Source organism: Streptomyces sp. ISL-43 (assembly GCF_018614195.1).
Classification (GTDB): domain Bacteria; phylum Actinomycetota; class Actinomycetes; order Streptomycetales; family Streptomycetaceae; genus Streptomyces.
Genome location: NZ_JAGGOT010000026.1, coordinates 1 through 22,299, shown reverse-complemented (window position 1 = coordinate 22,299; position 22,299 = coordinate 1). Strand labels below are relative to the sequence as shown.

Sequence of the window (22,299 nt, the reverse complement as noted above, 5' to 3'; positions counted from 1 at the left end):
GCGGACTCAACTGCTGGGCACTCCTGCACATGTGCTCCACACCTCCTCGTCGACAGCGCCGGTCCGGAACAACCGGGACGGCTGGGAGAACCTAGCTGGCCCATCGGTTCCTCGGCAAAGGGTTAACGAAAGACCGGTGCGAGCGTGCGGCCACGGCCACTCATTGGTGGCCGCGACCAGCACGGTTGCCTCATAGCGGACCGCCAGCTTGTCGTACCTCGTGGCCACGGCCCGGTGGCGCTTGAGGCGATTGATGTCGCACTCGACCGCATGCCGATCTCGATAGTCGATCTTGTCGAACTTCGGCGGACGGCCACCGCGCGAGCCGCGCTTCTTGCGGTTGAGGGCCTGGTCGGCCTTGTCCGGGATGGTGCAGCGGATGCCGCGTTTGCGCAGGTAGGCGCGGTTCTTGCGGGAGGCGTATGCCTTGTCGGCGCGGACCCGGTTGGGCCGGGTCCGCGGCCGGCCCGCACCAGTGCGGGCGACGCGGATTTTGTTCAGGACCGGCTCGAATTGCGGGGAGTCGCCGCGCTGTCCGGCGGTGATCACAATCGACATGGGCTTCTGCTCTTGCTCGACGGCCAGGTGGAGCTTGGTGGTCAGGCCGCCGCGCGAGCGGCCAAGGCCATGGTCGTCCGGCTCGACGGTGACGCCGCCGGGCGGCTCGACCTGCAAGTCCCCCTTTCACCGACACCCACGCGAACCGCAAGACCGCCGTCCTGGGCTGGTCGCAGGGCGGCGGCGCGGCGGCGTTCATCGCCCAGAACTACCGCTCGTACACCCCGGAGACCCAGCTGGTCGGCATCGCGGCGCTGGCGCCGGCGGCCAACCTGGGACCGGACTTCACGGGCCTGGTGCTGCCCGGCCCGACCGATGCCACCTCGGCCGCCCACAACGCGGCGCTGCGCATCAACGTCTACCGGGGCTTCCTCGCTGCCTACCCCGAGCTGAAGGCCGAGGACGTGCTGAAGCCGGCCGGCCTGGAGGCGCTCAGAGGCGACGGGGTGGCGTGCATCGAGCACTTCTCCGACGTGATCCAGAACAACGTGGGCAACGTCGGGCAGCTCGACACGCTGTTCCAGCCGCTTTCGGAGGTGCCGGAGGTCTGGCACCAGCACTTCCGCGAGAACACGGCGGGCCTGGTCGCCGCGGTGGCGCCGGTGCTGGTGATGCAGGGGACGGCGGACACCGTCATCAACCCGAACTCGACCGACGAGTACGTCGCGCGGGCCTGCAGCTTCGACGACGCGGTGGTGCAGTACACGAAGTACCAGGGCGCGACGCACCAGACGATCCCCAACGTCGCGGAGCAGGAGTACCTGGGCTGGATCGCGGACCGCTTCGCGGGCCGGCCGGCTCCGTCCAACTGCGCCTGATGCGGCGTGATGCGGCGTGATGCGGCGTGACGTGATGTGACGTGAGGCAGTGAAGGCTCCCGGCCGGTGTGGTCCACCGGCCGGGAGCCTTCTTCCGTCAGGCCAGGGCCGGTTCCTTCGTGCGCTCCGGGTGGGCGGCTTCCGCCGGCTCGGTGTCCGGGTCGGTGTTGAAGTCGGCCAGCATCTGACGCGTGAAGCCGAAGAAGTACGTGGCGAGGAAGCCGACGAGGTAGCCGACGGCCAGGCCGCCCGCGTAGATCGCGATGGTCATCCCCATGCCCGACTTGCCGTCCAGCAGCGGGAAGAGGGCCCAGCCCGAGGGGCCGATGGCGTTGGAGCCGAAGGCGGTGCCCAACTGGTTGAAGAGGCCGACGAAGGCTCCCCCGGCCGCGCCGCCGACGCACGCGGTGATGAAGGGTCGGCCCAGGGGGAGGGAGACGCCGTAGATCAGCGGTTCGCCGACGCCCAGGAAGCCGGCCGGGAGGGCGGACTTGATCGTGGTGCGGATCGAGCGGTTGCGCGGGAGGCGGTAGTAGACGGCGATGGCCGCGCCGACCTGGCCCGCGCCCGCCATGGCGAGGATGGGCAGGAGGACGGTGTAGCCGGTCTGCTCGATCAGGGTGGTGTGGATGGGGATCAGGGCCTGGTGCAGGCCCAGCATGACCAGCGGGAGGAAGAGGCCGCCGAGGACCAGGCCCGCGAAGGCGCCGCCGGTGGCGAGGAGCCACGTGGCGAACGTACCGATGGCGCTGGAGACCTCACCGGCGACGAACATCAGGCCGAAGATGGTGACCAGGCCGGAGATCAGGACGGTGAGGGTGGGGGTGACGAGGACGTCCAGCGCCTCCGGGACCCACTTGCGGCACCACTTCTCCACCTGGACCGCGAGCAGCGCGGCCGCCAGGGCGCCGAGTACGCCGCCCTGGCCGGGGGAGAGCTGCTGGCCGAAGGCGTCGATCTTGGTGACGCCCGGGAAGACGATGATCGCGGCGACGGCGCCGCCGAGGATCGCGGTGCCGCCGAACTCCTTGGCGGTGTTGTAGCCGACGAAGACCGCGATCAGGGACATGAACCCGGTGGCCGTGGCGGCGAGCGCCGGGACGACCGCGGGCAGCCAGCCCATGTTCGTCATGAAGCCGCCCAGGCCCGCGATGATGCCGCAGCCGATCAGGGCCGGGATCAGCGGGACGAAGATGTTCGCGACGCGGCGCAGGACCAGCTTGAAGGGGGTGGCGTTCCTCGCCTTCCGGGCGTCCTTGATGGCCGCGCCCTGGGCGGCGAGTTCGTCGGCGGTGACGGTGTGGCCGGGGGCCCCGGGGGCCCCGGCCACCGGGGCGGCCGAGCGGCCCTCCGCGACCAGGGCCTCGAACTCGGGCGTCACGCGGGCGACGGTGCCCGGTCCCAGCACGATCTGGTAGGTGTCGTCCTCGACGACGCCCATCACGGCGGGCACGGCCTTCAGGGCCTCGTCCTGGACCAGGGAGCGGTCGCGCAGGGTGATGCGCAGCCGGGTCATGCAGTGCGCGATGGAGAGGACGTTGTCCGGGCCGCCGACCAGAGGAAGGATCGCGGCGGCTGTGGCGCGGTTCTTGTCAGTGGACATCGTGGTGTTCGCCTTGCTGCTCGGGGTCGGCGGGGGTCAGCGGGTGGTCTGGGCGAGGGCGGCCCGGAGGTGGCCCTGGGAGGCGGTGAGCAGTTCGGCGGCCGTCGGGCCGTCGACGCCGCCGAGGATGACGAGGATGGCCTGCTTGACCTCGCCGCCGGCGGCGGTGAGCGCGGCCTCGATCTCCTCGTCGGGGGCCCCGGTGGCGAGCGAGACGATGCGGCGGGCGCGGGCGCGCAGCTTCTCGTTGGAGGAGCGCATGTCGACCATCAGGTTTCCGTACGTCTTGCCGAGCCGGATCATCGTGACGGTGGAGATGAGGTTGAGGACGAGCTTCTGCGCGGTGCCGGCCTTCAAGCGGGTGGAGCCGGTGAGGAGTTCGGGGCCGACGACGACCTCGATGCCGTGGTCGGCGGCCGCGGCGAGCGCGGAGCCGGCGTTGCAGGACAGGCCGACGGTGAGCGCGCCGCGGCCGCGGGCGAACTCGACGGCGCCGATCGCGTACGGGGTGCGGCCGGAGGCGGAGATCCCGATGACGGTGTCGTCGGCGGTCAGGGCCAGCGCGGTCAGGTCCTCGGCGGCCAGTTCCCTGGAGTCCTCGGCGCCTTCGACGGCCTTGACCATGGCGGAGGGGCCGCCCGCGATCAGGCCGACGACCTCGCGGGGGTCGGTGTTGAAGGTGGGCGGGCACTCGCTGGCGTCCAGTACGCCCATCCGGCCGGCGGTGCCGGCTCCCGCGTAGACCAGGCGCCCGCCGCGGGCCATCCGCTCGGCGATCCCGTCGATGGCGGCGGCGATCTCCTCCAGCCGGCCGGCGACGGCGGCGGGGACGGTGGCGTCCTCGGCGTTCATGAGACGGGCGATCTCAAGGGTGGACAGCCGGTCGATCTCGGCCAGCTCGGGGCGGAAGGCCTCGGTGGTCAAGGTGGCGAGCTGGGCGCGGAGTTCGGTGTACGCGGTCATGAGTGGGGGCTCCTGAACTGCTAGCGGGTGGTGCTGCTGCGCTTGGCCGTGGGTACGGGGGTGTGGTGCCGGGGCGCGAGCGCCTCGTACGAGGCCGCGAGCGCGGGCGCGGCGGTCTCGTACGTCTGCTGAGCGACGCCGACGAAGAGGCAGTCGACGACGAGCAGCTGGCTGGTCCGGCTCGACATGGCGGCCGGGCGCAGCTGGGTCTCGCGGGCCGCGGAGGTGGCCAGTACGAGGTCGGCGTAGTGGGCGACGGGGGCGTTCGGGCGGCCGGTGAGCGCGAGGGTGGTGGCGCCGCGCTCGAAGGCGATCCGCAGGGGCTCGATGACGTCGCCGGTGCCGCCGGAGTAGGTGATGGCGACGGCCACGTCGCCGGGGCGGAGCAGGACGGCGTTGGTGACGGCCAGGTGCGGGTCGTTGTGCGCGTGGGCGATGAGGCCGATGCGCTGCAGCTTCTGGGCGAGGTCCTGGGCGACGAGGCCGGAGGCTCCGACGCCGTAGATCTCGATGCGGCGGGCGCCCGCGAGGGCGGTGACGGCCGTGCCGAGGGTGGCGACGTCGAGGCCGGCGGCGGTGTCGGCGAGGGTCTGCGCCTCCTCGTGGGCCAGCTTCGCCACGACGTCCGCGAGGGAGTCGTCGACGGCTATGTCCACGGTGACGGCGGGGGCCGCGCCGGACTCCTGCTGGGCGGCGAGCGCGGCGAGCGCGAGGCGCAGGTCGCGGTAGCCGGGGTAGCCGAGGAGGCGGGCGGTGCGGACGACGGTGGCCTCGCTGGTGCCGGTGCGGGCGGCGAGGTCGGTGACGGTGAGCGCGGCGCAGCCGGCGGGGTCGTCGGCGACGGCTTCGGCGACGGCCTGCATGGAGCGGGTCATGGAGGGGCCGAGGCTGCGGACGCGGGCGCGCAGGGCGGCGGGGGCGGGGGGTGCGGGGGTGCCGGGGGTGTCTGCGTCCGCTTCCCCGCCGCCGTTGAAGGTTTCTTTCACATGCTTGCTCACCCTTGAAATCTATTTTCAGAGGGGTGGGGGCGTCAAGCCGCCATGAGTCACCGGTGGAAGGGGCCGTATGCGGGCGGCAAAGAGGACCTTCACCACTTGGCCCGCGCGGGTCCACAATGTCTCCATGGACCACGCGACCCCCCTGGAACAGGCGCTGCACGCCGCACGCGCCCTCGTACTCGCCGATCTCGTCGCGGGAGAGGTCGCCGAGGCCGATGTCGTCTCCCTCGTCGAGAACTCGGTCACGCACCGCCGGTGGTGGGTGGAGCAGTGGCCGGAGGGGGTCGACTACCTCGCCGGACTCGTCGCCCAGGACGTCAAGGACGCGCTGCTGCAGAAGTACGGGCGCTGGCCGCTGTGCCCGGTCTGCAGTCACGGAGAGCCGCACGCGCTGGACGTGGAGCCCGAGCTCGGACCCGACCCGCAGTGGGTGTGCTCGGAGGCCGGCGTGCGGGTGGCGCCGGTGGGCGGACTGGGATCCGTCCTCGGGTCCGTCCTCGGGCCCGGCGAATGAGCCGCCGGTGACCGTGTACATCGACCCGCCGACCTGGCCCGGCCACGGCCGCATGTGGTCGCACCTGGTCAGCGACGTCTCGTTCGAGGAGCTGCACGCCTTCGCGGCGTCGATCGGCTGCCCCGCGAAGGCCTTCGAACGCGACCACTACGACGTGCCCGAGCAGCGGTACGCGGACGCCGTGGGAGCGGGCGCGGTCGAGGTGGGCAGCAAGGAACTGCTCCGCCGCCTGACCCAAGCGGGCCTGCGGCGGCCCAAGGGCCGGCCGGCGGCTTAGACCCGGCTTAGACCCGCTCGGACTCGGCCGCGAGGGCAGGGGCCGAGGTGGCCACCAAGCGGCTCGGGGCCGGGGTGCGGCGGTCCAGACGGAGGGCTACGAGGCCCAGGGCGATGGCGGAGACCGTCATGGCGCCGCCGGCCCAGGCGGTGGCGGAGTAGCCGTAGCCGGCGTCGATGACGGTGCCGCCGAGCCACGGGCCGCCGGTGTTGCCGAGGTTGAACGCGGCCGTCGTCGTCGCGCCGGCCAGGGTCGGGGCGGCTCCCGCGACGTTGAACATGCGGGCGTTGAGCGCGGGCGCGGTGAAGAAGGCCGAGAAGCCGATCAGGAAGGAAAGGGCGACGGCCGCCGCGGCGACCGAGGCCAGCAGGGCCAGCGCCGCCAGGAAGAGGGTGGAGGCCGTGATGCCCCACAGCATCACCCCGAAGAGGTGCGCGTCGGCGATCCGCCCGCCCACCGTGGTGCCCACCAGCGCGCCCACCCCGAAGAGGCCCAGCACCCACGGCACCCAGCCGGAATCGAGCCCGGCCACATCCGTGAGCAGCGGGGACAAGTAGCTGAAGGCGCAGAAGACGCCGCCCGCGGCGAGCGCGGTGACGCCGATCGACAGCCACACCTGGCGGTCGCGGTAGATGCGCAGCTCCCGGGCGAGCGTCGGCTTCTCGGCGGGCAGCGGGATCCGCGGGATCAGGGCGAGGATGCCCACGAGCGCGACGGCGGAGGCCGCGCCGACCGCCCAGAACGCAGAACGCCAGCCCAGGTGCTCGCCGAGGAACGCGCCGGCCGGGACGCCGAGGACGTTGGCGATGGAGAGCCCGCCGATCATGACGGCCATGGCGCGGGCGCGCTGGTGCTGCTCGACCATGGCGATGGCCACGGCCGCGCCGACCGCCCAGAACCCGGCGCAGGCGAGCGCGGAGACGATGCGGGAGGCGAAGAGCAGCTCGTACGAGGGCGCCAGCGCGCCCGCGATCTGCCCGAAGCCGAAGAGGCTGATGAGCGAGACGAGCGTGGTGCGGCGGGGCAGCCGCAGCGTGGCGACGGCGAGCAGGGGCGCGCCGACGACCATGCCGATCGCGAAGGCGGATATGAGCAGCCCCGCCTGGGGGATGGTGACGCCCATGTCCTCGGCGATGGGCGGGAGGAGCCCGGAGAGCATGAACTCGCTGGTTCCGAGTGCGAAGACGGACAGGCCGAGGACGTAGACGGCGACGGGCATGCGGGTGCGTTCGGCTGAGGCTGCGGGCATGGATTACACCAACCGTCGCGAACGGGATCACATTCCCCCGGTCCGTTTCAGGTGTGTGAAGACAGCTCCGCGAGCTCGGCGGCCAGGTTCGCGCGCGCCGGTGCCTCCCAGTGCGCGGTGCCGTACGGGGTGCGGAAGAGCCGGGGCAGGTCCAGCAGCTGGCGCAGGACGGCGGCGCGGCCGGCGCGGAAGGCTTCGTCGGGGACGAAGCCGTACTCGGCGCGGACGGCGGCCGCGTACGCGGCGTACGCCTGCGGGGAGCCGGCCAGGACGGCCAGGTCGGCGTCGCACAGCACCTCGCCGTCGGTGTCGCCGGGCGCGGGGTCGTGGGTGACGGTCAGGCGGACGAGCCGGGCCGTCTCGGCGGTGCGGGCGTCGCCGATGCCGAGCTCGGGCAGGGCCCGCTCGGCGAGGGCGGCGCTGCGCTCCTCGTTCTCGGAGCGGTCGGGACGGTAGACGGCGTCGTGGAACCAGGCGGCGAGCCGCACGGCGGCAAGGTCTTCGGCGTGCTCGGCGAGTACGTCGATCCGCGCGAGTACGTCGGCCAGGTGCGCGGTGGTGTGGTACTCGCGCTGCGGCTCCGCCCAGGCGGCGAGGAGGCGGTCCGCGTAGGGGGCGGGATCGCGATCGGGGTCGGCGCCGGCGTCGATGACGGTGCGCTGCCAGCGGGCGCGGAGTCCGTGCTCCTGATCGGCCGCGTCGGGGTGCGGGTCGGGGGGCGTGCCGGGGGGCGTGCCGGGGTGCGCGTCGTCGTGCGCGTCGGATGTCATGCGCACATTGTGGTGGTGGCGTGATTGTGCTGGTGGAGGGTGGGGGAAGGCCCGTACCCTGAATATTGGACTAGACCTATTTGCCATACTGGCCCGGAAGGGTCATACGAGCAGTTTTCCGAAGGATGGGATGACATGAGCAACCGTGCGCTCCTGGAGGTGATCGCCCTCGACGTGGAGGATGCGGTCGCGGCCCAGGCCGGTGGGGCGGACCGACTCGAGCTGGTCACCGACATGGCCGCCGACGGGCTCACCCCGCCGCGCGAGACCTTCGCGGGGATCAGGGCGGCGGTCGACATCCCCCTGCGCGTGATGCTCCGCAAGGCCGACGGCTTCTCGGCGGGCCCCGCCGCGGACCTGGAACGCCTGGTGGCGCAGACACGGGCGCTGCGCGCGGAGGGGGCGCGGGAGTTCGTCTTCGGCTTCCTGAACCCGGACGGCAGTCCCGACCTGGCCGCCGTCGAGACGGTCGTGGCGGAGCTCGACGGCTGCGCGTGGACCTTCCACCGGGCGATCGACCGGACGGCGGACCGGGACCAGCTCCGCAAGGCGCTGGCGGAGCTGCCCGGGCTGGACACGTACCTGACGGCGGGCGCGGCGGGCGGGGTCGACGAGGGCCTGCCGGTGCTGCTGGAGGAGGCGGCGAGGGCGGGTACGCCCGGCTACGAGGCGCGGATCCTGGTCGGCGGCGGGCTGGCGCTCTCGCACCTGCCGGTGCTGCGCGAGGCGGGCATCGACGCCTTCCACATCGGCGGCGCGGCCCGGCCCTCGGGCTGGACCCATCCCGTCTCGGCGTCGGCGGTCGCCGCGTGGCGGTCCGCCCTGTCCTGACGGACCGGGGGCCTGGCAGTTCGGGTGCGGCGACGTTGCCGGGGGCCGGCCCCCGGACCCCCGCGCCTCGAACGCCGGCGGGGCCGGGTTGGCCCGTCCGGCGCTTGAGGACCGGGTCCGGGCGGAGCCCGGGGAACGGTGGAGGGCGGGGAGGGGCGAGCCCCGCAGGGCGGCCGGGCCCGCGTGGGGCTATGTCAGGGCCGCCGGCAAGGGGGCCGCGTGGAGGAGGGTCAGGCCTGAGACCGCTCGGGTGAGGCAGACGTACAGGCGGCGCAGGCCCGTGCGCTCGTCCGGTTCGCCGTCGACGATCGCCGCCGGCTCGTCCAGCACGACGTAGTCGTACTCCAGGCCCTTGGCGAGTGACGCCGGCACCAGCGTCAGCCGCGAGTGGGCCGTCGTCTCCTCGCCGGGCGAGAGGTACGGGAGGTCCGCCGCCAGCAAGGCCTCCGCCAGCTCCGGGATCCGCGCGTCCGCCGCGATCAGCCCGATCGAGCCCTCGTACGCGAGTGAAGCCCGGCAGGCGTCCACGGCCGCGGCCGTCGGATCCGCGACCGGCGAGACCACCAGCGAGCCCGGCGTCTCACGCACCGAGGAGACCGGCACCAGCCCCGGCGAGATCGACGGGAGCAGGCGGGAGGCGTAGGCGATCACCTCGCGCGGTACGCGGAAACCGGCCGTCAGCTCCTCCAGCACCGCCCCCGGCTTGCCCAGGTGCTCCAGCGCCTCGACCCAGCTGCGTGTCGCCCACGGCGTCGTGCCCTGCGCGAGGTCGCCGAGGATCGTCGCCGATCCGGTCGTGCAGCGCCGCCCGACCGCGCGGTACTGCATCGGGGACAGGTCCTGCGCCTCGTCGAGGACGACGTGGCCGAGCGAGTGCGTGCGCTCCACCAGGTCCGCCGTCTCGTCGATCAGGACCAGGTCCGCCGGCGACCACTTCGCCGATTTCACGCTCCGGAACGGCTTCTGCCACAGGAGCAGCTTCTGTTCGTCGTCCGTGAGGACGCCCTGCGCGTGCTCCGCCAGGAACTCCGGGTCGGAGAGGAGGCGCAGCACCAGCTTCGCCGGCTCCACCAGCGGCCACACCGCCTTGACCACGGCCTTGACCGCCGCATTGCGCGCCACGGCGTCCTGGACGCGGTCGTCCGGGGCCTCACCCGCCTGTTCCATCCGTACGAGGACCGTGTGCGCGATCCGCTGCGGCAGCGCGTCGCGGGCGGCGCCGTAGCGGATGTCGCGGTTCTGCAGCTCGGCGACGATCTCGGCGAGCTCGTACGCCGGCACCCGCCAGCGCCGCGATCCGCGCACCACCATCAGCGGCTCGGCCGGCTCCGTCACGTGCGAGTGGACCGCTCGGCGCAGCACCTGCGCCATTCGGGCGTCGCCCTTGACCACGGCGGTTTCGGCGGCGTCCGCGCCGCGCACCTCCAGGTCCGCGCGGGCGACCAGGTCGTCGACCGTGGCCTGCTTGACCTCCAGCTCGCCCAGCGCCGGCAGGACCTGCTCGATGTAGTGCAGGAAGGAACGGTTCGGTCCGATGACCAGCGTGCCGGTGCGGGCGAGGCGGTCGCGGTGCGCGTAGAGGAGGTACGCGACCCGGTGCAGGCCGACCGCCGTCTTGCCGGTGCCGGGACCGCCCTGCACGCAGACGGAGCCGGACAGCCCGGAACGGACGATCTCGTCCTGCTCCGGCTGGATCGTCGCGACGATGTCGCGCATGGGGCCGACGCGTGGGCGCTCGATCTCCTGCTGGAGCAGCTTGCTGACGGTCGCCGCCGCCTCGGCCGGGTCGGAGAGGTGCTCGTCCTCGTACGCCGTCAGCTCGCCGCCGGTGTAACCGAAGCGGCGGCGCAGCGCGACGTCCTGCGGGTCGGCCTTGGAGGCCCGGTAGAAGGGCTGGGAGACGGGCGCGCGCCAGTCGATCACCATCGGGTCGCCGCCGGCGTCGTGGACGTGGCGGCGGCCGATGTAGAACTGCTCGCCCTCCGCACCTTCGGCGAGCTCGGCGCCGGGCGCGTGCAGGTAGTCGAGGCGGCCGAAGAAGAGGGGGGTGTGGGAGAGGTCGGCGAGGGCCTTGATGCGGTCGTCGATCTGGGCCCGGAGGACGACCGCGTTGACCCAGTTCGCGGTGACGTCGCGGATGTCGAGGGCCTCGACGTCCTCGCGCATCGCGCGGAGCGCGGAGCGGGAGGAGGCGAGGTGGGCGCGCTCGCGGCCCAGGGGGCCGGTGGCGGCTGCGTCGGTGTCCGCGGAGGTGTCTGCGGCGGGGTCGGTGACGTGGGCGTGCGCGGGCACGGAAATGCCTCCAGCTGCTGGGTGACTGCGGGATGCGGACGGACCCCGCCGGTTTCCGGCCGGCGGGCGGCTCTCCCGGTGACGCGGCGGGAGGCGGCAAGAGCGGAGATTCTAGTCACCGGGCCGTGTGGCGCGCGAACGGATAACGCACGGGGTGGTGCGGCGGGCCGCCGGTCGGGGCGGGGCTTCGCGGTCCGGGTCGAAAGAGGGCGGGACATGGTCCCAAGCCCCTTCGCCCCGTTGCCCCGTACGGGTGTCGTTCGGGTCGGATCCTCCTTCGGACAGAGCCCGTAGGGGGAGGCATGGGTCGTGAGTCGTAGACGGGAGGCCCGGACGTTCAGCCCTGGGGCCGATGTGCCGGACCGGGCGAGAACGCACCATGGATACATGAGCACCGCAACCTTCACCCCGGTCCAGGTCGGCCGCCCGAGCGGCGCCACCGCCATCTCCGACTCCCGCCCGCGCCACGGCGTCGGCAACGTCCTGCGCGCCGCGAGGGTCTTCGCGGCCGCCGCCGTGAGCGTCGTCGTCCTCGGTGAATACGCCGAGGACGCGGGCGTCATACGCCGCTGACCCAACCCGCCCGGTCCGGCCCCCGTTGCGTGCCGACGCACCGCCCGTCCGGCCTTCGGTCCGTGCCGGTGCCCCGTCCCCGGACCCGCTAAGGTCACGCCGTGACCCAGAGTCCCGACACCAGCCGCTTGCCGTCGCCTCGCGCCGGTGTGCTGGTCGCGGGCCTGCTGCTCGCGCTGGGCGTGCTCTGCATCGCTCTGCGCATCCCGACCGCCGATGCCCTCGTCCACGGCTTCTCCGCCGCCGAGTGGCGTCCGCCCGCCGCGTATCCGCCCTTCGCGGCGATCCTGTTCACGCCGGCCGCCTGGCTGCCGTCCGGCGTACTGAAGGCCGTCCTGGTCCTGGGCGATGCCGGCCTGCTCGCCCTGCTGATCCTGTTGTCCTGCCGCCTGGCGGGTCTGCGGACCAGGCCGGGCGCCGTCCTGGCCGCCACCGTCGCCGGGCTGTGGCTGGAACCGCTGTTCCAGACCCCGCTGACCGGCCAGATCAACCTGGCGCTCGCCTGCCCGGTCCTGTGGGACCTGCGCAGGCCGAGCGCCGCGCTCGGCAAGGGCTTCGCGCTGGGCACGGCCGCCGGGATCACGCTGACCCCGGCGCTCTTGATCCCGTACCTCCTGCTGACCGGCCGCGTCAAGGCCGGCCTGACCGGGCTGGGCGCCTTCGCCGGCACCGGCCTGCTCGGGCTGCTGGTCCTCCCGCGGGCCTCCGCCGAGTTCTGGTCCCGGCACCTGCCCGCCGGCGGCCGCTCGATCCTGCTGGACTGGCCCCATCTGTGGGTCTGGGCCGTCCCCCTGCTCACGGCCCTGCTCGCCGCCGCCCTGCGCCGCCGCGGCAGCCTCCGCGGCTGCCCCGGAGTCCCGGGCGTCCCGTCGCCGAGGTCACCCCTCCGGGAGGAGGGGGTCCGCGTCGCCGCGGACCCGCACGACCACGGGCGGCAGCCGCCGGCGCGACACCACGTACTGCGCCACGATCTGTGAGGTGAGCCGGATCCCGCGATCCTGCTCGCCCGAGGCCGTCAGTCGCTCGCCAGCAGCTCGTCCGCGTCCATGATCCGGTAGGCGTAGCCCTGTTCGGCCAGGAAGCGCTGGCGGTGCGCGGCGAAGTCCTGGTCGATGGTGTCGCGCGCGACGACCGAGTAGAAGCGCGCCTCGTGGCCGTCCGCCTTCGGGCGCAGGACGCGGCCCAGCCGCTGGGCCTCCTCCTGGCGCGAGCCGAAGGTGCCGGACACCTGGATGGCGACCGTGGCCTCGGGCAGGTCGATGGAGAAGTTCGCGACCTTCGAGACGACCAGCACGCTGATCTCGCCCTCGCGGAAGGCGTTGAAGAGCTTCTCGCGCTGCGCGTTGGAGGTCTCGCCCTTGATGACGGGGGCGTCGAGGTGCTCGCCGAGCTCGTCGAGCTGGTCGATGTACTGCCCGATGACCAGCGTCTGCTCGCCCGCGTGCTTGCGCACCAGTGCCTCGGTGACCTTGCGCTTGGTCGCGGTGGTCGCGCAGAAGCGGTACTTCTCCTCCGTCTCGGCGGTCGCGTACGCGAGCCGCTCCGATTCGGTGAGGTTCACGCGGACCTCGACGCAGTCCGCCGGCGCGATGTAGCCCTGCGCCTCGATCTCCTTCCACGGGGCGTCGAACCGCTTGGGCCCGATCAGCGAGAAGACGTCCGACTCGCGGCCGTCCTCGCGCACCAGCGTGGCGGTCAGCCCGAGCCGCCGCCGCGCCTGGAGGTCGGCGGTGAACTTGAACACCGGCGCCGGCAGCAGGTGCACCTCGTCGTAGAGGATCAGGCCCCAGTCCCGGGAGTCGAAGAGCTCCAGGTGCGGGTAGATGCCCTTCCGCTTCGTCGTCAGGACCTGGTACGTGGCGATCGTGACGGGCCGGATCTCCTTGCGCGTACCGGAGTACTCGCCGATCTCCTCCTCCGTCAGCGAGGTCCGCTTGATCAGCTCGCTCTTCCACTGGCGGGCGGAGACGGTGTTCGTGACCAGGATCAGCGTCGTCGCCTTGGCCTTCGCCATCGCGCCGGCGCCGACCAGCGTCTTGCCGGCGCCACAGGGCAGCACGACCACGCCGGAGCCGCCGTGCCAGAAACCCTCGACGGCCTGCTGCTGGTAGGGGCGCAGCGACCAGCCGTTCTCGTCGAGCTCGATCGGGTGCGCCTCGCCGTCCACGTACCCGGCGAGGTCCTCGGCCGGCCAGCCCAGCTTGAGGAGCGTCTGCTTGATCTGCCCGCGCTCGGAGGGGTGCACGGCGACGGTGTCGGCGTCGAGCCGCGCGCCGACGAGCGGGGCGATCCGCTTGGACCGCAGGATCTCCTCCAGCACGGGCCGGTCGGTGCTGGTCAGGACCAGTCCGTGGACGGGGTGCTTGGAGAGGGTGAGGCGGCCGTAGCGGGCCATGGTCTCGGCGACGTCGACGAGCAGCGCGTGCGGGACGGGGTAGCGGGAGAACTCCACGAGCGCGTCCACGACCTGCTCGGCGTCGTGACCGGCGGCCCGCGCGTTCCACAGGCCGAGCGGGGTGATCCGGTACGTGTGGATGTGCTCGGGAGCGCGCTCCAGCTCGGCGAACGGCGCGATGGCGCGGCGCGCGGCTCCGGAGAGCTCGTGGTCGATCTCGAGGAGGAGGGTCTTGTCGCTCTGGACGATGAGTGGACCATTCACGCGGCGCCCCGTTTCATTCAGGTCAAAACTCCAGTGTGCCGTACGCCGGCGGAACAAACGAGCCGCAGGGACGGCGTGTGTCCGTCGTTCAGCCGCGAGGAGGGTTGTCGAACGATGCCGGGACCTCGTCCGCCCAGTATTCGTGGGCGAGGTCCTGGGCGGTCCAGCCGTGGCACGCGATTCTCGGTGCGCCGTGCTCGTCGGCGAAGGGCAGGCAGATCGCGAAGTTCCGCCTCTCGTCGTGAGCCATCAGCGTGAGGAAGCGGAGCATGGACTGTTCCACCCCGCGTACACAGACGTCGGCCGAGTCCTGATAGCGGAGGGTACGAAAACTTTCGGCGTGCGGACGTGAATAGAACAAGGGGAAGGCGCCCGTGCCGTTGTCGCGCTCGGTCCCTGAGGCGTTTCGGGGGTCGTTCGGATCCGGAATCAGGCACCACTCTCCGGTGGCTTCCCCGTTCTCCTGCCTCATCAGGGTCCAGAAGGGCTGTCCCACCGCGGACTCCGCCGGGCAGGCGATCGGGGAGATCATGGCGGCGATCACATTGCCGAGGTGGGGAAGATCCCCTCCGGCGTAGTGGACGATTCCGTGGTCCTGAAGGTACTTGCGCGCGGCGGGCTGGAAGCCGCTCTTCGAAATGAAGATCCCGATGGTGCTGGGCAGATCCCTGATCTTCCCGGCGAAAGCGATGGCGTCGTCGCGCTCCACGGGACGACGGGTGTCCTTGCACTCGATGGCCACCCTGTGGTGGAGACCTGCCACATCGAACTCGTAGAAGATGTCGATGTTGTAGGAGTTTCCGTGGTTGTCGAAGACCGTCGCCCGCCTGGAGACCGAGATGTTTCGCCCCTGGGCTCCCAGCAGGGTCTGATAGACGAACTGGACATAACTTTCGAAGGATTCGCCCGTATTCTTCAAGAGTGCTCCGATCGTGAGGCAGGGATTGCGCGCTCTTCGATCTCCTCCATGAGGAGCCGCAGAGTGAGCGAGTGCTTTTCCGGTGGCAGGGCATCCAGCGCGCCCCGCGCGTAAGCGGTCCCACCGGATACGTCGCCGGAGCGGGCAAGCATGAGGCCACGGTGCATCTCGAGATGAGTCGCGAACCGGGGCAGCTCTGCGGGCAGTTCACGCCGCGCCGCTTCCTGTGCCTGAACTGCCCCTTGTTCGTCACCCAGGCGGGCCAGGAGGAGCGACAGGAAGACATTCATGCGCCACCAGGGCACGGCGTAGTCGCTGGTCTGCTCGTAGGAACCGGCCTTGTCGAAGATTCGCCGGCCGTCCTCGGCGAGCTTGAGTGCCGTGGCTCGGTCACCTCGAAGCGCTGCGGCGTGAGCCTTGCCCATTACGGCGTTCAGGAGGCCCAGAGAGGGCCGTTCCGATATGGCCAAGGCCTGGTCCGCGAGCACATCGGCGACTCCCAACGACGCCCCCTCGTAGCCCAGGGCGATAGCAGCACGTCCACGCACCCACACTCGTGCATCATCGTCTCCGGACTCGTCTGCGGCTCTCGCTGCCATCCGGTACCAGTGGACAGCTTTGGAGCCATCCGAACCCGGAAACGTCTTGGCGTACAGGGTCATCAGACGGGAGGCGACCGACCACAGCCGGGGGGTGTCTAGCTGCTGCTGGACGACGACGAGTTCACCACTGATGCGACGCTGAATGTCGGCAGCCCCAAGGCTCATGTACTCCGTGCCGTAGGTGGTCAGCTTGGCCTCCCAGGCGTCCACTGAGGGACCGCCGGAGAGTCGGGCAGCGAATCCTGCGGACAGCAGGTCTGAGGCCACGACAGGGGCTATGGCGACCCCTGCCACGTCGGTGAGGAACTCGCGTCGGTCCACTTGGCCTTCCAGGACAGCTAGGGGCACGTCGAGCGTGGCGGACAGCGCGGCAAGGTAGAACGCGCCAGGCGTCACCTTGGAACGCTCCCAGTTGCTCACGTACTCCCGCGTGAGCGTGGTGCCGTACGCCTTGTTGATCGCTGACGCTAACCGCCCCTGGCTCCACCCGCGAGCCTTGCGGAGATCACTGATCAGTGCCCCGAGTTCCATGGGCTCAGCCTGCCACCCGGAGTGCCACTAGACAGCCCTCTTTCCTTCCGCCGGCTGGGGTTGCCACTAGGGATCTCACTAGGCCGTGCAATTGGAGGGGCCGATGGTTAGAGCACGCTCGATGGGCAACGCAGAGGGGTGCGGCATGGTGGCGACGGCACAGCGGCTTTGGGTTCAGGTGCCCCAGCGGGACCCCTTTGAGCGGCCTGACGCGGAGCCCCACCCCGGGTGCGATGTGTGCGCCGCCCTCGTGAACCAGCGGGCCGCGTATCGGAGCGAGCGCAACGCATCAGGGGTCACTGACTGCAATGTGGAGATCCGGCAGCACCCGCACCCGGGACGGAAGCGGTGACCACCGTCATGCGGTACGTACAACACCGCATCACCTCTCATCCCACCGGAGAGATCAGCGTGTCGGCGCAGTGTCTCGACCCTGATTGCCGATGGGCGTCAGCGGTGATCCCGGACGTGGCCGCCGTGGACGTGGCGTGCATGTCTCACACGGGCCGTACGGGTCACCCCACGTTCGCGAGGAGGTACGAGGACGTGGCCCTTGTGACGCGCGTCGAGCAGCCCCTTGAACGGCCCCGTCCGGCGCCGGTTAGCGGACAGCCAGGCGGGGCTTCCCGCTCTGCTCCCCGGCGGGCTAAGTATGTGTATCGGGCTTGATCGAATGGACGATGAGGGGCCCGTTCACGCGCGTCCCTTTCCTGCGGGGGAAGGCCGCCCGGACGCGGGCGGCCAAACCTCCAGTCTGCCGTATCGCGGCGCAGGCTGAGCGGTTCTGCGGCCTACGGGCCCTGCCCCGGGATCGCGGCGAGAGCGGACCGGGCTCCTGGGGCGGCCCCGGGTGCTGTTCCGGGCGCGGTCAGGCGGGGCGCGGTCAGGCAGTGGGGATGGAGGTGGGGATGGGGATGGAGGTGGAGGTGGCGAAGGCGAGGATTTCGGGGGCGGCCTCGCGGAGCGTGGGGAAGTGGCGGTGGGCTTCGGGGTGGGGGGCGGGGGTGTTGACCGTCCAGACCGTCATGCCCGCCGCGAGGCCCGAGCGGATGCCCGAGGGGGCGTCCTCGATGACCAGGCAGTGGGCCGGGTCGGCGCCCAGGAGGGCCGCGCCCCGCAGGTACGGGACCGGTGAGGGCTTGCCCTCGGTGACGGCGGCGGCGTCCACGAGCACCGGCGGCACCGGCAGGCCGGTGCGCTCGAAGCGGCCGCGCACGCGGTGTTCGTAGTTCGAGGTGACCAGCCCCCAGCTGCCCGGGGGCAGGGCGGTCAGCAGCTCGGCGGCGCCGTCGAAGGCCCCGTAGACCCCGGAGCGGACGTCCTCGTCCTCCAGCTCGTGCAGCGCGGCCAGGCACGCGTGCGGGTCCTGGTCGGGGGCGACGGCCGCGAAGGTCTCCATCGGGCGGGTCCGCAGCGCGACCTCGTACACCGCGTCCGGGTCCAGGCCGTACCGGGCGGCCCAGGTCGCCCAGACCCGGCGCTGGTTGGCGACGGCGTCGACGAGGGTGCCGTCGACGTCGAACAGGACGTACCGGGCGGGCGGTGCGGGCGGTGCGGTCGGCGCGGGAGCGGTGGCTGCGGTGGTCACCCGCGGATCATGCCAGGCCGCGTAGGAGCAGGGTCAGGCCGCCCAGGAACTCCCGGTCCGGGGTGACCGAGCGGGCGTCGCGCGCGGTGGCCGTCATGTACGGGAACTCGTGCGCGGGCAGACCGGCGATGGCGGTGGTGCCGGGTCCGGCGAGCGGGCCGAGGCGTTCCAGCTGCGTGGCGCCGATGACGTACGCGATGACCGCGCGCAGGGCGACGACCCGGTCCTCGGCTTCGATACCGGCCTCGGTGAGCACGCCGAGCACCGTCTCCGACCAGCGCAGGCCGCTCTGCGAGCGGTGCCGGTGGGTGAGGGTGAGCGGCAGCACGGCCGGGTGGTCGCACATGGCGTCCCGCAGGCGGGTGGCCAGGGCGGTGATCCGCTCGCGCCAGGGCCCGGGGGGCGGCGGGGTGGTGTCGACGCCGCTGAGGACGAGTTCGACGACGAGTGCTTCGAGTTCCTCGCGGTCCCGGACGTAGCGGTACAGGGCCATGGGGCTGATGCCGAGTTCGGTGGCGACGGCGCGCATGGACAGGCCGGGGAGTCCGTCGCGGTCGATGACGGCGAGGGCGGCGGCGGCCAGTTGGTCCGGGGTGTGCGAGCGGGGGCGGGGCATGACGGTTGACAGCGTACGGCATACGCCTACGCTGAGGGGGTAGGCGTACGGCATACGCCTACGCCCGTCGAGGGAGGGTTTCCCATGCTCGAACCCGGTTCCGCCGTGCCCGCCCGCCGTCTCGCCGCCGTCACGGGACAAGCCGTGCCCGTGTCCGTGCCCGACCCCGGGCGGCTCGTCCATCTGCAGTTCCGGCGTTTCGCCGGCTGCCCCGTCTGCCACCTCCACCTGCGCTCGGTCGTCCGGCGCCACGCGGAGATCGAGGCCGCCGGGATCCGCGAGATCGTGCTCTTCCACTCCTCCGCCGAGGAACTGCGGCCGCACACGGCCGACTTCCCCTTCGCCGTGATCGCCGACCCGGAGCAGCGGCTCTACCGGGAATTCGGCGTCGAGGCCTCCCCGCGGTCCCTGCTGAACCCGCGCGCCTGGGGGTCGGTGCTGCGGGCGCTCGCCCGGTCGGCCGCGGCCGTGGCGCGCGGCCGGGAGCGGCTTGCGGCCCCGAGGCCGCGGGGCGGGCGGTTCGGGCTGCCCGCGGACCTGCTGATCGGTCCGGACGGGCGGGTACTGGCCGCCAAGTACGGGGAGCACGTCTACGACCAGTGGTCGGTCGACGACCTCCTGCGGCTGGCGGCCCGATATCCCGTGGGCACCGGGGAAGGGGCTGCGTAGGGTCGCCGCATGAGTACCGATCAGCAGGACTTCGTGCCGGGAGCGGACGCGTTCGAGGTGCCCGCCGGGCTCGTCGGGGACGGCTTCCGGCTGGATCCCCTCGGGCCCGAGCGCAACGAGCGGGACCTCGCCGCCTGGAGCGGGAGCATCGAGCACGTGCGGGCGACCCCAGGATTCCAGGGGCGCCACTGGCCGCCGCCGGAGGGGATGAGCGCCGAGGAGAACCTGGCCGACCTGGTGCGCCACGCACGGGACTTCGCCGAGCGGCGCGGGTTCACGTACAGCGTCCTGGAAGGGGAGGGCGAGGTCATCGGGTGCCTCTACGTCTACCCCGCGAAGGACGACCCGGAGCGCGTGCGCGTCAGCTCCTGGGTGCGCGCCGACCGGGCCGCGCTGGACAAGGTCCTCTACGACACCGTCACGCGCTGGCTCGCCGAGGTGTGGCCCTTCGGCGCGGAGCGCGTCGACTACGCGCCCAGGTGAGAAAGGCCGAAGGGGCCCGGCACACGCGGTGCGCGTGCCGGGCCCCTTCGCAATGGTGCGTGGTGACTAGCCGCGGACGGCGCGGCGGCGGCGGGCGCCGAACCAGGCGGCAGCGCCGCCGAGGGCGATGAGGACGCCGGCCAGGCCGGTGTACAGGCCGGTGTTGGAGTCGGAGCCGGTGTGCGCCAGGGAGCCGGTCGCGGCAGGGGTGTTGGCCGTGGTGGGGGCGGCCGTCGTCGGGGCCGGGGCCGACGTGGCCGGCGCGGCGGACGTCGGGGCCGGGGAGGTGGGCGCGGGGGTGGTCGGCGCCGGGGAGGCGGGCTTGACCGGGCCGAGCTGGAACTGCTGGTCGGCGGACAGGAAGCTGTGGGTGTTGCCCTCGGCGAGAGCGACCGAGGCGGTCGCCTTGACCAGGGTGAGCTTCTTGACCTGCGTCTGCGGGCCGAGCTTGACCTGCACGTAGGTGAGGTGGTGGCCGGAGGCGGCGCTGAAGCCCTTCGGGATGACCGGCAGGTTGAAGTTGCCGGACTCGCCCGGCAGGTCCTTCCACTGGCCGTCGACCTTGACGCGCGCCTGGAGGTCGGCCTTGTCCAGGCCGGGCATGTCCACGCTGAAGCGGGTGGCGAGGGCGGAGTTGAACTCGCCGTCACCGCCGGCCGCGTAGCGCACGGCCATCACCTGGCAGTCGTCGGCGCCGGTGGCGTCGCAGGGGCCGACCTGGTCGAACCAGGCCTCCAGGGTCCCGGGCTTGGCCTCCGGGCCGGCCTTGAAGGTCAGGGCGGCCGTGCCGCCGTCCGCGATCTCGTTCGCGAAGCTCGACGCGCGCAGCTGGAAGTCGCCGTTGTTGGTCGGGTAGCTCGCGCCGAGGCCGATGGTGACCTTCCAGGTCAGCTTCCCGCCGGCCGGGATCTCGAAGCCGTCGGAGGCCGTCTTGCCCACCGGGTAGAACATGCCCTGCCACTCGCCGTCCTGCTGTCCGATCTCGGACTTGGTCGCCGGGGCGCTCAGCGCTTCGACCTTGTAGACCACGTCGCTCTGCTGGAGCGGGCTGGCGCCGGTGGGGTCGAGGAGCATCCACGGGTGGTAGGAGGAGACCTTGTCGGTCGCGTTGGTCACCGTCAGCTCGAAGGTCTCCGTCGCGCCGCCCCGGGTCAGCGGGCTGCTCGGCACCGGAGCGCTCATCGTCGTCTTCAGCGCCTTGGGGTTGCCCTCGGCGGCCTGGGCCGACAGCGGCATCAGGACGGTCCCGGCGACGGCGGCGACGACGGCGGTGGCGGTGGCGGCGCGGAGGGTGGCGGTGCGGAGGGTGGCGGTGCGAGCGGACATGGTGGACTCCCCCAGGAATCAACGAGATCAGACGGCAGTGGCGGCCGAGAGGCCGAGAGGCAGAGCAGAGGTTGAGCGGCCGAGCGAGGTGGCCGGCGGTTCAACGCCGGTCCGGTGGTGCTGGGTTCTCGCTGGCGGTCCGGTTTCTTTCCCCCCGGTCGCTGCTGCGATGAACTGATCTTCACACAGAGCACATCTCCAATCCGTCGTCGGAATGTCACCGCTGCGCAACAGGCCCGGGATCCCCTTCCGTGCCCTCTGACGCGTAAATAGCAGCAGGTCAGGGTGGGTGTGGGCATGGCTGGGTGCCCGGTGGCCGTTGTCGGCTGCCGGGTGTCCGGTGCGGGGAGGGTCAGGCCGCGGTTTCCATCGGGTTGAGGGTGACGGTGTAGCCGAGCTGGTTGAGCTGGGTGATCGCGCGGCGGGTGGCCCGTTCGGGGTCGCGCTGGGTGAAGTAGGTGCCGCCGAGCTCGGCGTAGGGCTTGTGGTCGGTCAGCATGTGCCAGATCGCGGTGATGATCGAGTGCTCGACGGCGACCAGTGCCCTGAGCGGGCCGCGGCGGGCGGTCAGCCGCCGGTAACGGGCGGCGAGGTAGGTGTCTTTGGTTCTCACCGCGCCGAACGCGGCGAGGCCGAGTGCGCCTTTGAGGTAGGGGTTGCCGGGCCGGACCTTGGTGTTCTTGGTGCGGCCGGCGGACTCGTGGTGGCCGGGGCAGACCCCTGCCCAGGACGCGAGGTGCTTGGCCGTCGCGAACCGGGTCATGTCGCCGCCGGTTTCCGCGATGATCACTTCGGCGGTTGCCTGGTTGATTCCGGGGATGGTGTCGAGGAGGTCGAGGGCGTCACGAAAGGGGGCCATCGCCTCCTCGATGCGTCCGCTGAGTTGCTCGATCATGCTGGTGAGCTGGTCGTACTGGTCGAGGTGCAGGCGGACCAGGAAGGCGTGGTGCTCACGGAAGCGTCCGGTCAGCGCCTCGGTGAGTGCGGGAATCTTGTGGCGGAGCCTGCGTTTGGCCATGTCCGCGAGGGTCTGCGGGTCGCGTTCGCCGTTGACGAGGGCTTCGAGCATGGCCCGCCCGGAGACGCCCATGATGTCGGAGGCGACCGCGGACAGTTTGATCCCGGTGTCCTCCAGGAGCTTCTCCAGGCGCTGGACGACCCGGGAGCGTTCCCGGGTGGCGGTGGTGCGGGCCCGGGTCAGGTCCCGCAGTTCCCGGATGGGCTGCGGCGGGACGAAGGAGGGGCGGACCAGGCCGTGGGCGCCGAGCTGGGCCAGCCAGGCCGCGTCGGAGACGTCCGTCTTGCGGCCGGGCAGGTTCTTGACCTGGCGGGCGTTGACCAGAATCACGTTCAAGTCGTCGGCCAGCACGTAGTAGAAGGGTTTCCAGTAGTCCGAGGTCGCCTCGATCACCACCAGGGTGACCCCGGCGGCGAGCAGGTGGTCGAGCAGGGCCAGGACC

Annotated in this window: 22 protein-coding genes; 8 read left to right on the top strand and 14 right to left on the bottom strand. The window is 71.9% G+C overall.

Annotated features, from left to right (window positions below; translation table 11 throughout):
- Nucleotides 1-6: 6 nt before the first annotated feature.
- Entirely contained in the window at nt 7-675 is a 669-nt protein-coding gene (locus J7F03_RS42650; RefSeq protein WP_374104336.1) for an IS5 family transposase, read from the bottom strand.
- A gap of 44 nt (nt 676-719) precedes the next feature.
- Here J7F03_RS42650 and J7F03_RS14920 point away from each other — a divergent pair, with 44 nt between their 5' ends.
- Nucleotides 720-1,376, top strand: coding sequence for a lipase family protein (locus J7F03_RS14920; RefSeq protein WP_214949711.1), 657 nt, complete (start codon nt 720-722; stop codon nt 1,374-1,376).
- 97 nt (nt 1,377-1,473) lie between these two features.
- Here J7F03_RS14920 and J7F03_RS14915 read toward each other — a convergent pair whose 3' ends face one another.
- From J7F03_RS14915 to J7F03_RS14905, 3 genes are read right to left on the bottom strand one after another with little or no spacing between them, the layout of a single operon-like run.
- Nucleotides 1,474-2,979, bottom strand: a complete 1,506-nt coding sequence (locus J7F03_RS14915; RefSeq protein WP_214949647.1) for a PTS transporter subunit EIIC — start codon at nt 2,977-2,979, stop codon at nt 1,474-1,476.
- A gap of 36 nt (nt 2,980-3,015) precedes the next feature.
- The gene (gene murQ, locus J7F03_RS14910; RefSeq protein WP_214949645.1) at nt 3,016-3,942 is read right to left on the bottom strand and encodes an N-acetylmuramic acid 6-phosphate etherase; all 927 of its coding nucleotides are present in this window, start codon (nt 3,940-3,942) and stop codon (nt 3,016-3,018) included.
- A gap of 20 nt (nt 3,943-3,962) precedes the next feature.
- Nucleotides 3,963-4,940 (bottom strand): MurR/RpiR family transcriptional regulator, encoded by a 978-nt coding sequence (locus J7F03_RS14905; RefSeq protein WP_214949643.1) that lies wholly within the window; start codon nt 4,938-4,940, stop codon nt 3,963-3,965.
- A gap of 124 nt (nt 4,941-5,064) precedes the next feature.
- On the opposite strand from J7F03_RS14905, the gene J7F03_RS14900 reads away from it, so the two are divergent.
- Together J7F03_RS14900 and J7F03_RS14895 are read left to right on the top strand one after the other, a co-directional pair.
- Entirely contained in the window at nt 5,065-5,454 is a 390-nt protein-coding gene (locus J7F03_RS14900; RefSeq protein WP_214949641.1) for a hypothetical protein, read from the top strand.
- Nucleotides 5,455-5,461: 7 nt separating this feature from the next.
- Nucleotides 5,462-5,731: a DUF4031 domain-containing protein gene (locus J7F03_RS14895; RefSeq protein ID WP_214949639.1), complete on the top strand. Its 270-nt coding sequence runs from the start codon at nt 5,462-5,464 to the stop codon at nt 5,729-5,731.
- Nucleotides 5,732-5,738: 7 nt separating this feature from the next.
- Here the strand turns inward: J7F03_RS14895 and J7F03_RS14890 are convergent, their stop codons facing one another.
- Both J7F03_RS14890 and J7F03_RS14885 read right to left on the bottom strand, forming a co-directional pair.
- Nucleotides 5,739-6,950: a Cmx/CmrA family chloramphenicol efflux MFS transporter gene (locus J7F03_RS14890; protein ID WP_214949709.1), complete on the bottom strand. Its 1,212-nt coding sequence runs from the start codon at nt 6,948-6,950 to the stop codon at nt 5,739-5,741.
- A 77-nt stretch (nt 6,951-7,027) separates the two neighbouring features.
- Nucleotides 7,028-7,750, bottom strand: a complete 723-nt coding sequence (locus tag J7F03_RS14885; protein ID WP_214949637.1) for a hypothetical protein — start codon at nt 7,748-7,750, stop codon at nt 7,028-7,030.
- A 135-nt stretch (nt 7,751-7,885) separates the two neighbouring features.
- On the opposite strand from J7F03_RS14885, the gene J7F03_RS14880 reads away from it, so the two are divergent.
- Nucleotides 7,886-8,581 (top strand): copper homeostasis protein CutC, encoded by a 696-nt coding sequence (locus J7F03_RS14880; protein WP_214949635.1) that lies wholly within the window; start codon nt 7,886-7,888, stop codon nt 8,579-8,581.
- Between the two features lie 189 nt (nt 8,582-8,770).
- Here J7F03_RS14880 and J7F03_RS14875 read toward each other — a convergent pair whose 3' ends face one another.
- The gene (locus J7F03_RS14875) at nt 8,771-10,873 is read right to left on the bottom strand and encodes an AAA family ATPase (protein ID WP_374104335.1); all 2,103 of its coding nucleotides are present in this window, start codon (nt 10,871-10,873) and stop codon (nt 8,771-8,773) included.
- A 387-nt stretch (nt 10,874-11,260) separates the two neighbouring features.
- Here J7F03_RS14875 and J7F03_RS14870 point away from each other — a divergent pair, with 387 nt between their 5' ends.
- Together J7F03_RS14870 and J7F03_RS14865 are read left to right on the top strand one after the other, a co-directional pair.
- Nucleotides 11,261-11,446 carry a hypothetical protein gene (locus J7F03_RS14870; RefSeq protein WP_214949633.1) on the top strand — a complete coding sequence of 62 codons (186 nt, stop codon included), beginning with the start codon at nt 11,261-11,263 and terminating at the stop codon, nt 11,444-11,446.
- 101 nt (nt 11,447-11,547) lie between these two features.
- The gene (locus tag J7F03_RS14865; RefSeq protein ID WP_214949631.1) at nt 11,548-12,423 is read left to right on the top strand and encodes a glycosyltransferase family 87 protein; all 876 of its coding nucleotides are present in this window, start codon (nt 11,548-11,550) and stop codon (nt 12,421-12,423) included.
- A 38-nt stretch (nt 12,424-12,461) separates the two neighbouring features.
- On the opposite strand, the gene J7F03_RS14860 is transcribed toward J7F03_RS14865, so the two are convergent.
- The 5 genes from J7F03_RS14860 to J7F03_RS14840 all read right to left on the bottom strand — a co-directional run bounded on the left by J7F03_RS14860 (nt 12,462) and on the right by J7F03_RS14840 (nt 18,361).
- Nucleotides 12,462-14,105, bottom strand: coding sequence for a DNA repair helicase XPB (locus tag J7F03_RS14860; RefSeq protein ID WP_214949629.1), 1,644 nt, complete (start codon nt 14,103-14,105; stop codon nt 12,462-12,464).
- Nucleotides 14,106-14,193: 88 nt separating this feature from the next.
- On the bottom strand, nt 14,194-15,024 hold the full coding sequence (locus tag J7F03_RS14855; protein ID WP_214949627.1) for a restriction endonuclease: 831 nt from the start codon (nt 15,022-15,024) through the stop codon (nt 14,194-14,196).
- A complete protein-coding gene (locus tag J7F03_RS14850; protein ID WP_214949626.1) occupies nt 15,021-16,157 on the bottom strand; it encodes a helix-turn-helix domain-containing protein in 1,137 nt (378 codons plus the stop codon). Before J7F03_RS14850 ends, J7F03_RS14855 begins: the two co-directional genes overlap by 4 nt.
- A gap of 883 nt (nt 16,158-17,040) precedes the next feature.
- The gene (locus tag J7F03_RS14845; protein ID WP_214949625.1) at nt 17,041-17,745 is read right to left on the bottom strand and encodes an HAD family phosphatase; all 705 of its coding nucleotides are present in this window, start codon (nt 17,743-17,745) and stop codon (nt 17,041-17,043) included.
- Nucleotides 17,746-17,752: 7 nt separating this feature from the next.
- Nucleotides 17,753-18,361 (bottom strand): TetR/AcrR family transcriptional regulator, encoded by a 609-nt coding sequence (locus tag J7F03_RS14840; protein ID WP_214949624.1) that lies wholly within the window; start codon nt 18,359-18,361, stop codon nt 17,753-17,755.
- Between the two features lie 84 nt (nt 18,362-18,445).
- Between J7F03_RS14840 and J7F03_RS14835 the strand changes: the two genes are divergently transcribed.
- Nucleotides 18,446-19,030, top strand: a complete 585-nt coding sequence (locus J7F03_RS14835; RefSeq protein ID WP_214949623.1) for a peroxiredoxin-like family protein — start codon at nt 18,446-18,448, stop codon at nt 19,028-19,030.
- 9 nt (nt 19,031-19,039) lie between these two features.
- On the top strand, nt 19,040-19,513 hold the full coding sequence (locus tag J7F03_RS14830) for an N-acetyltransferase (RefSeq protein WP_214949622.1): 474 nt from the start codon (nt 19,040-19,042) through the stop codon (nt 19,511-19,513).
- Nucleotides 19,514-19,579: 66 nt separating this feature from the next.
- Here J7F03_RS14830 and J7F03_RS14825 read toward each other — a convergent pair whose 3' ends face one another.
- Nucleotides 19,580-20,839 carry an LPXTG cell wall anchor domain-containing protein gene (locus J7F03_RS14825; protein WP_214949620.1) on the bottom strand — a complete coding sequence of 420 codons (1,260 nt, stop codon included), beginning with the start codon at nt 20,837-20,839 and terminating at the stop codon, nt 19,580-19,582.
- 352 nt (nt 20,840-21,191) lie between these two features.
- The coding region (locus tag J7F03_RS14820) for an IS110 family transposase (RefSeq protein ID WP_214949619.1) at nt 21,192-22,299 on the bottom strand (1,108 nt) is incomplete at its 5' end.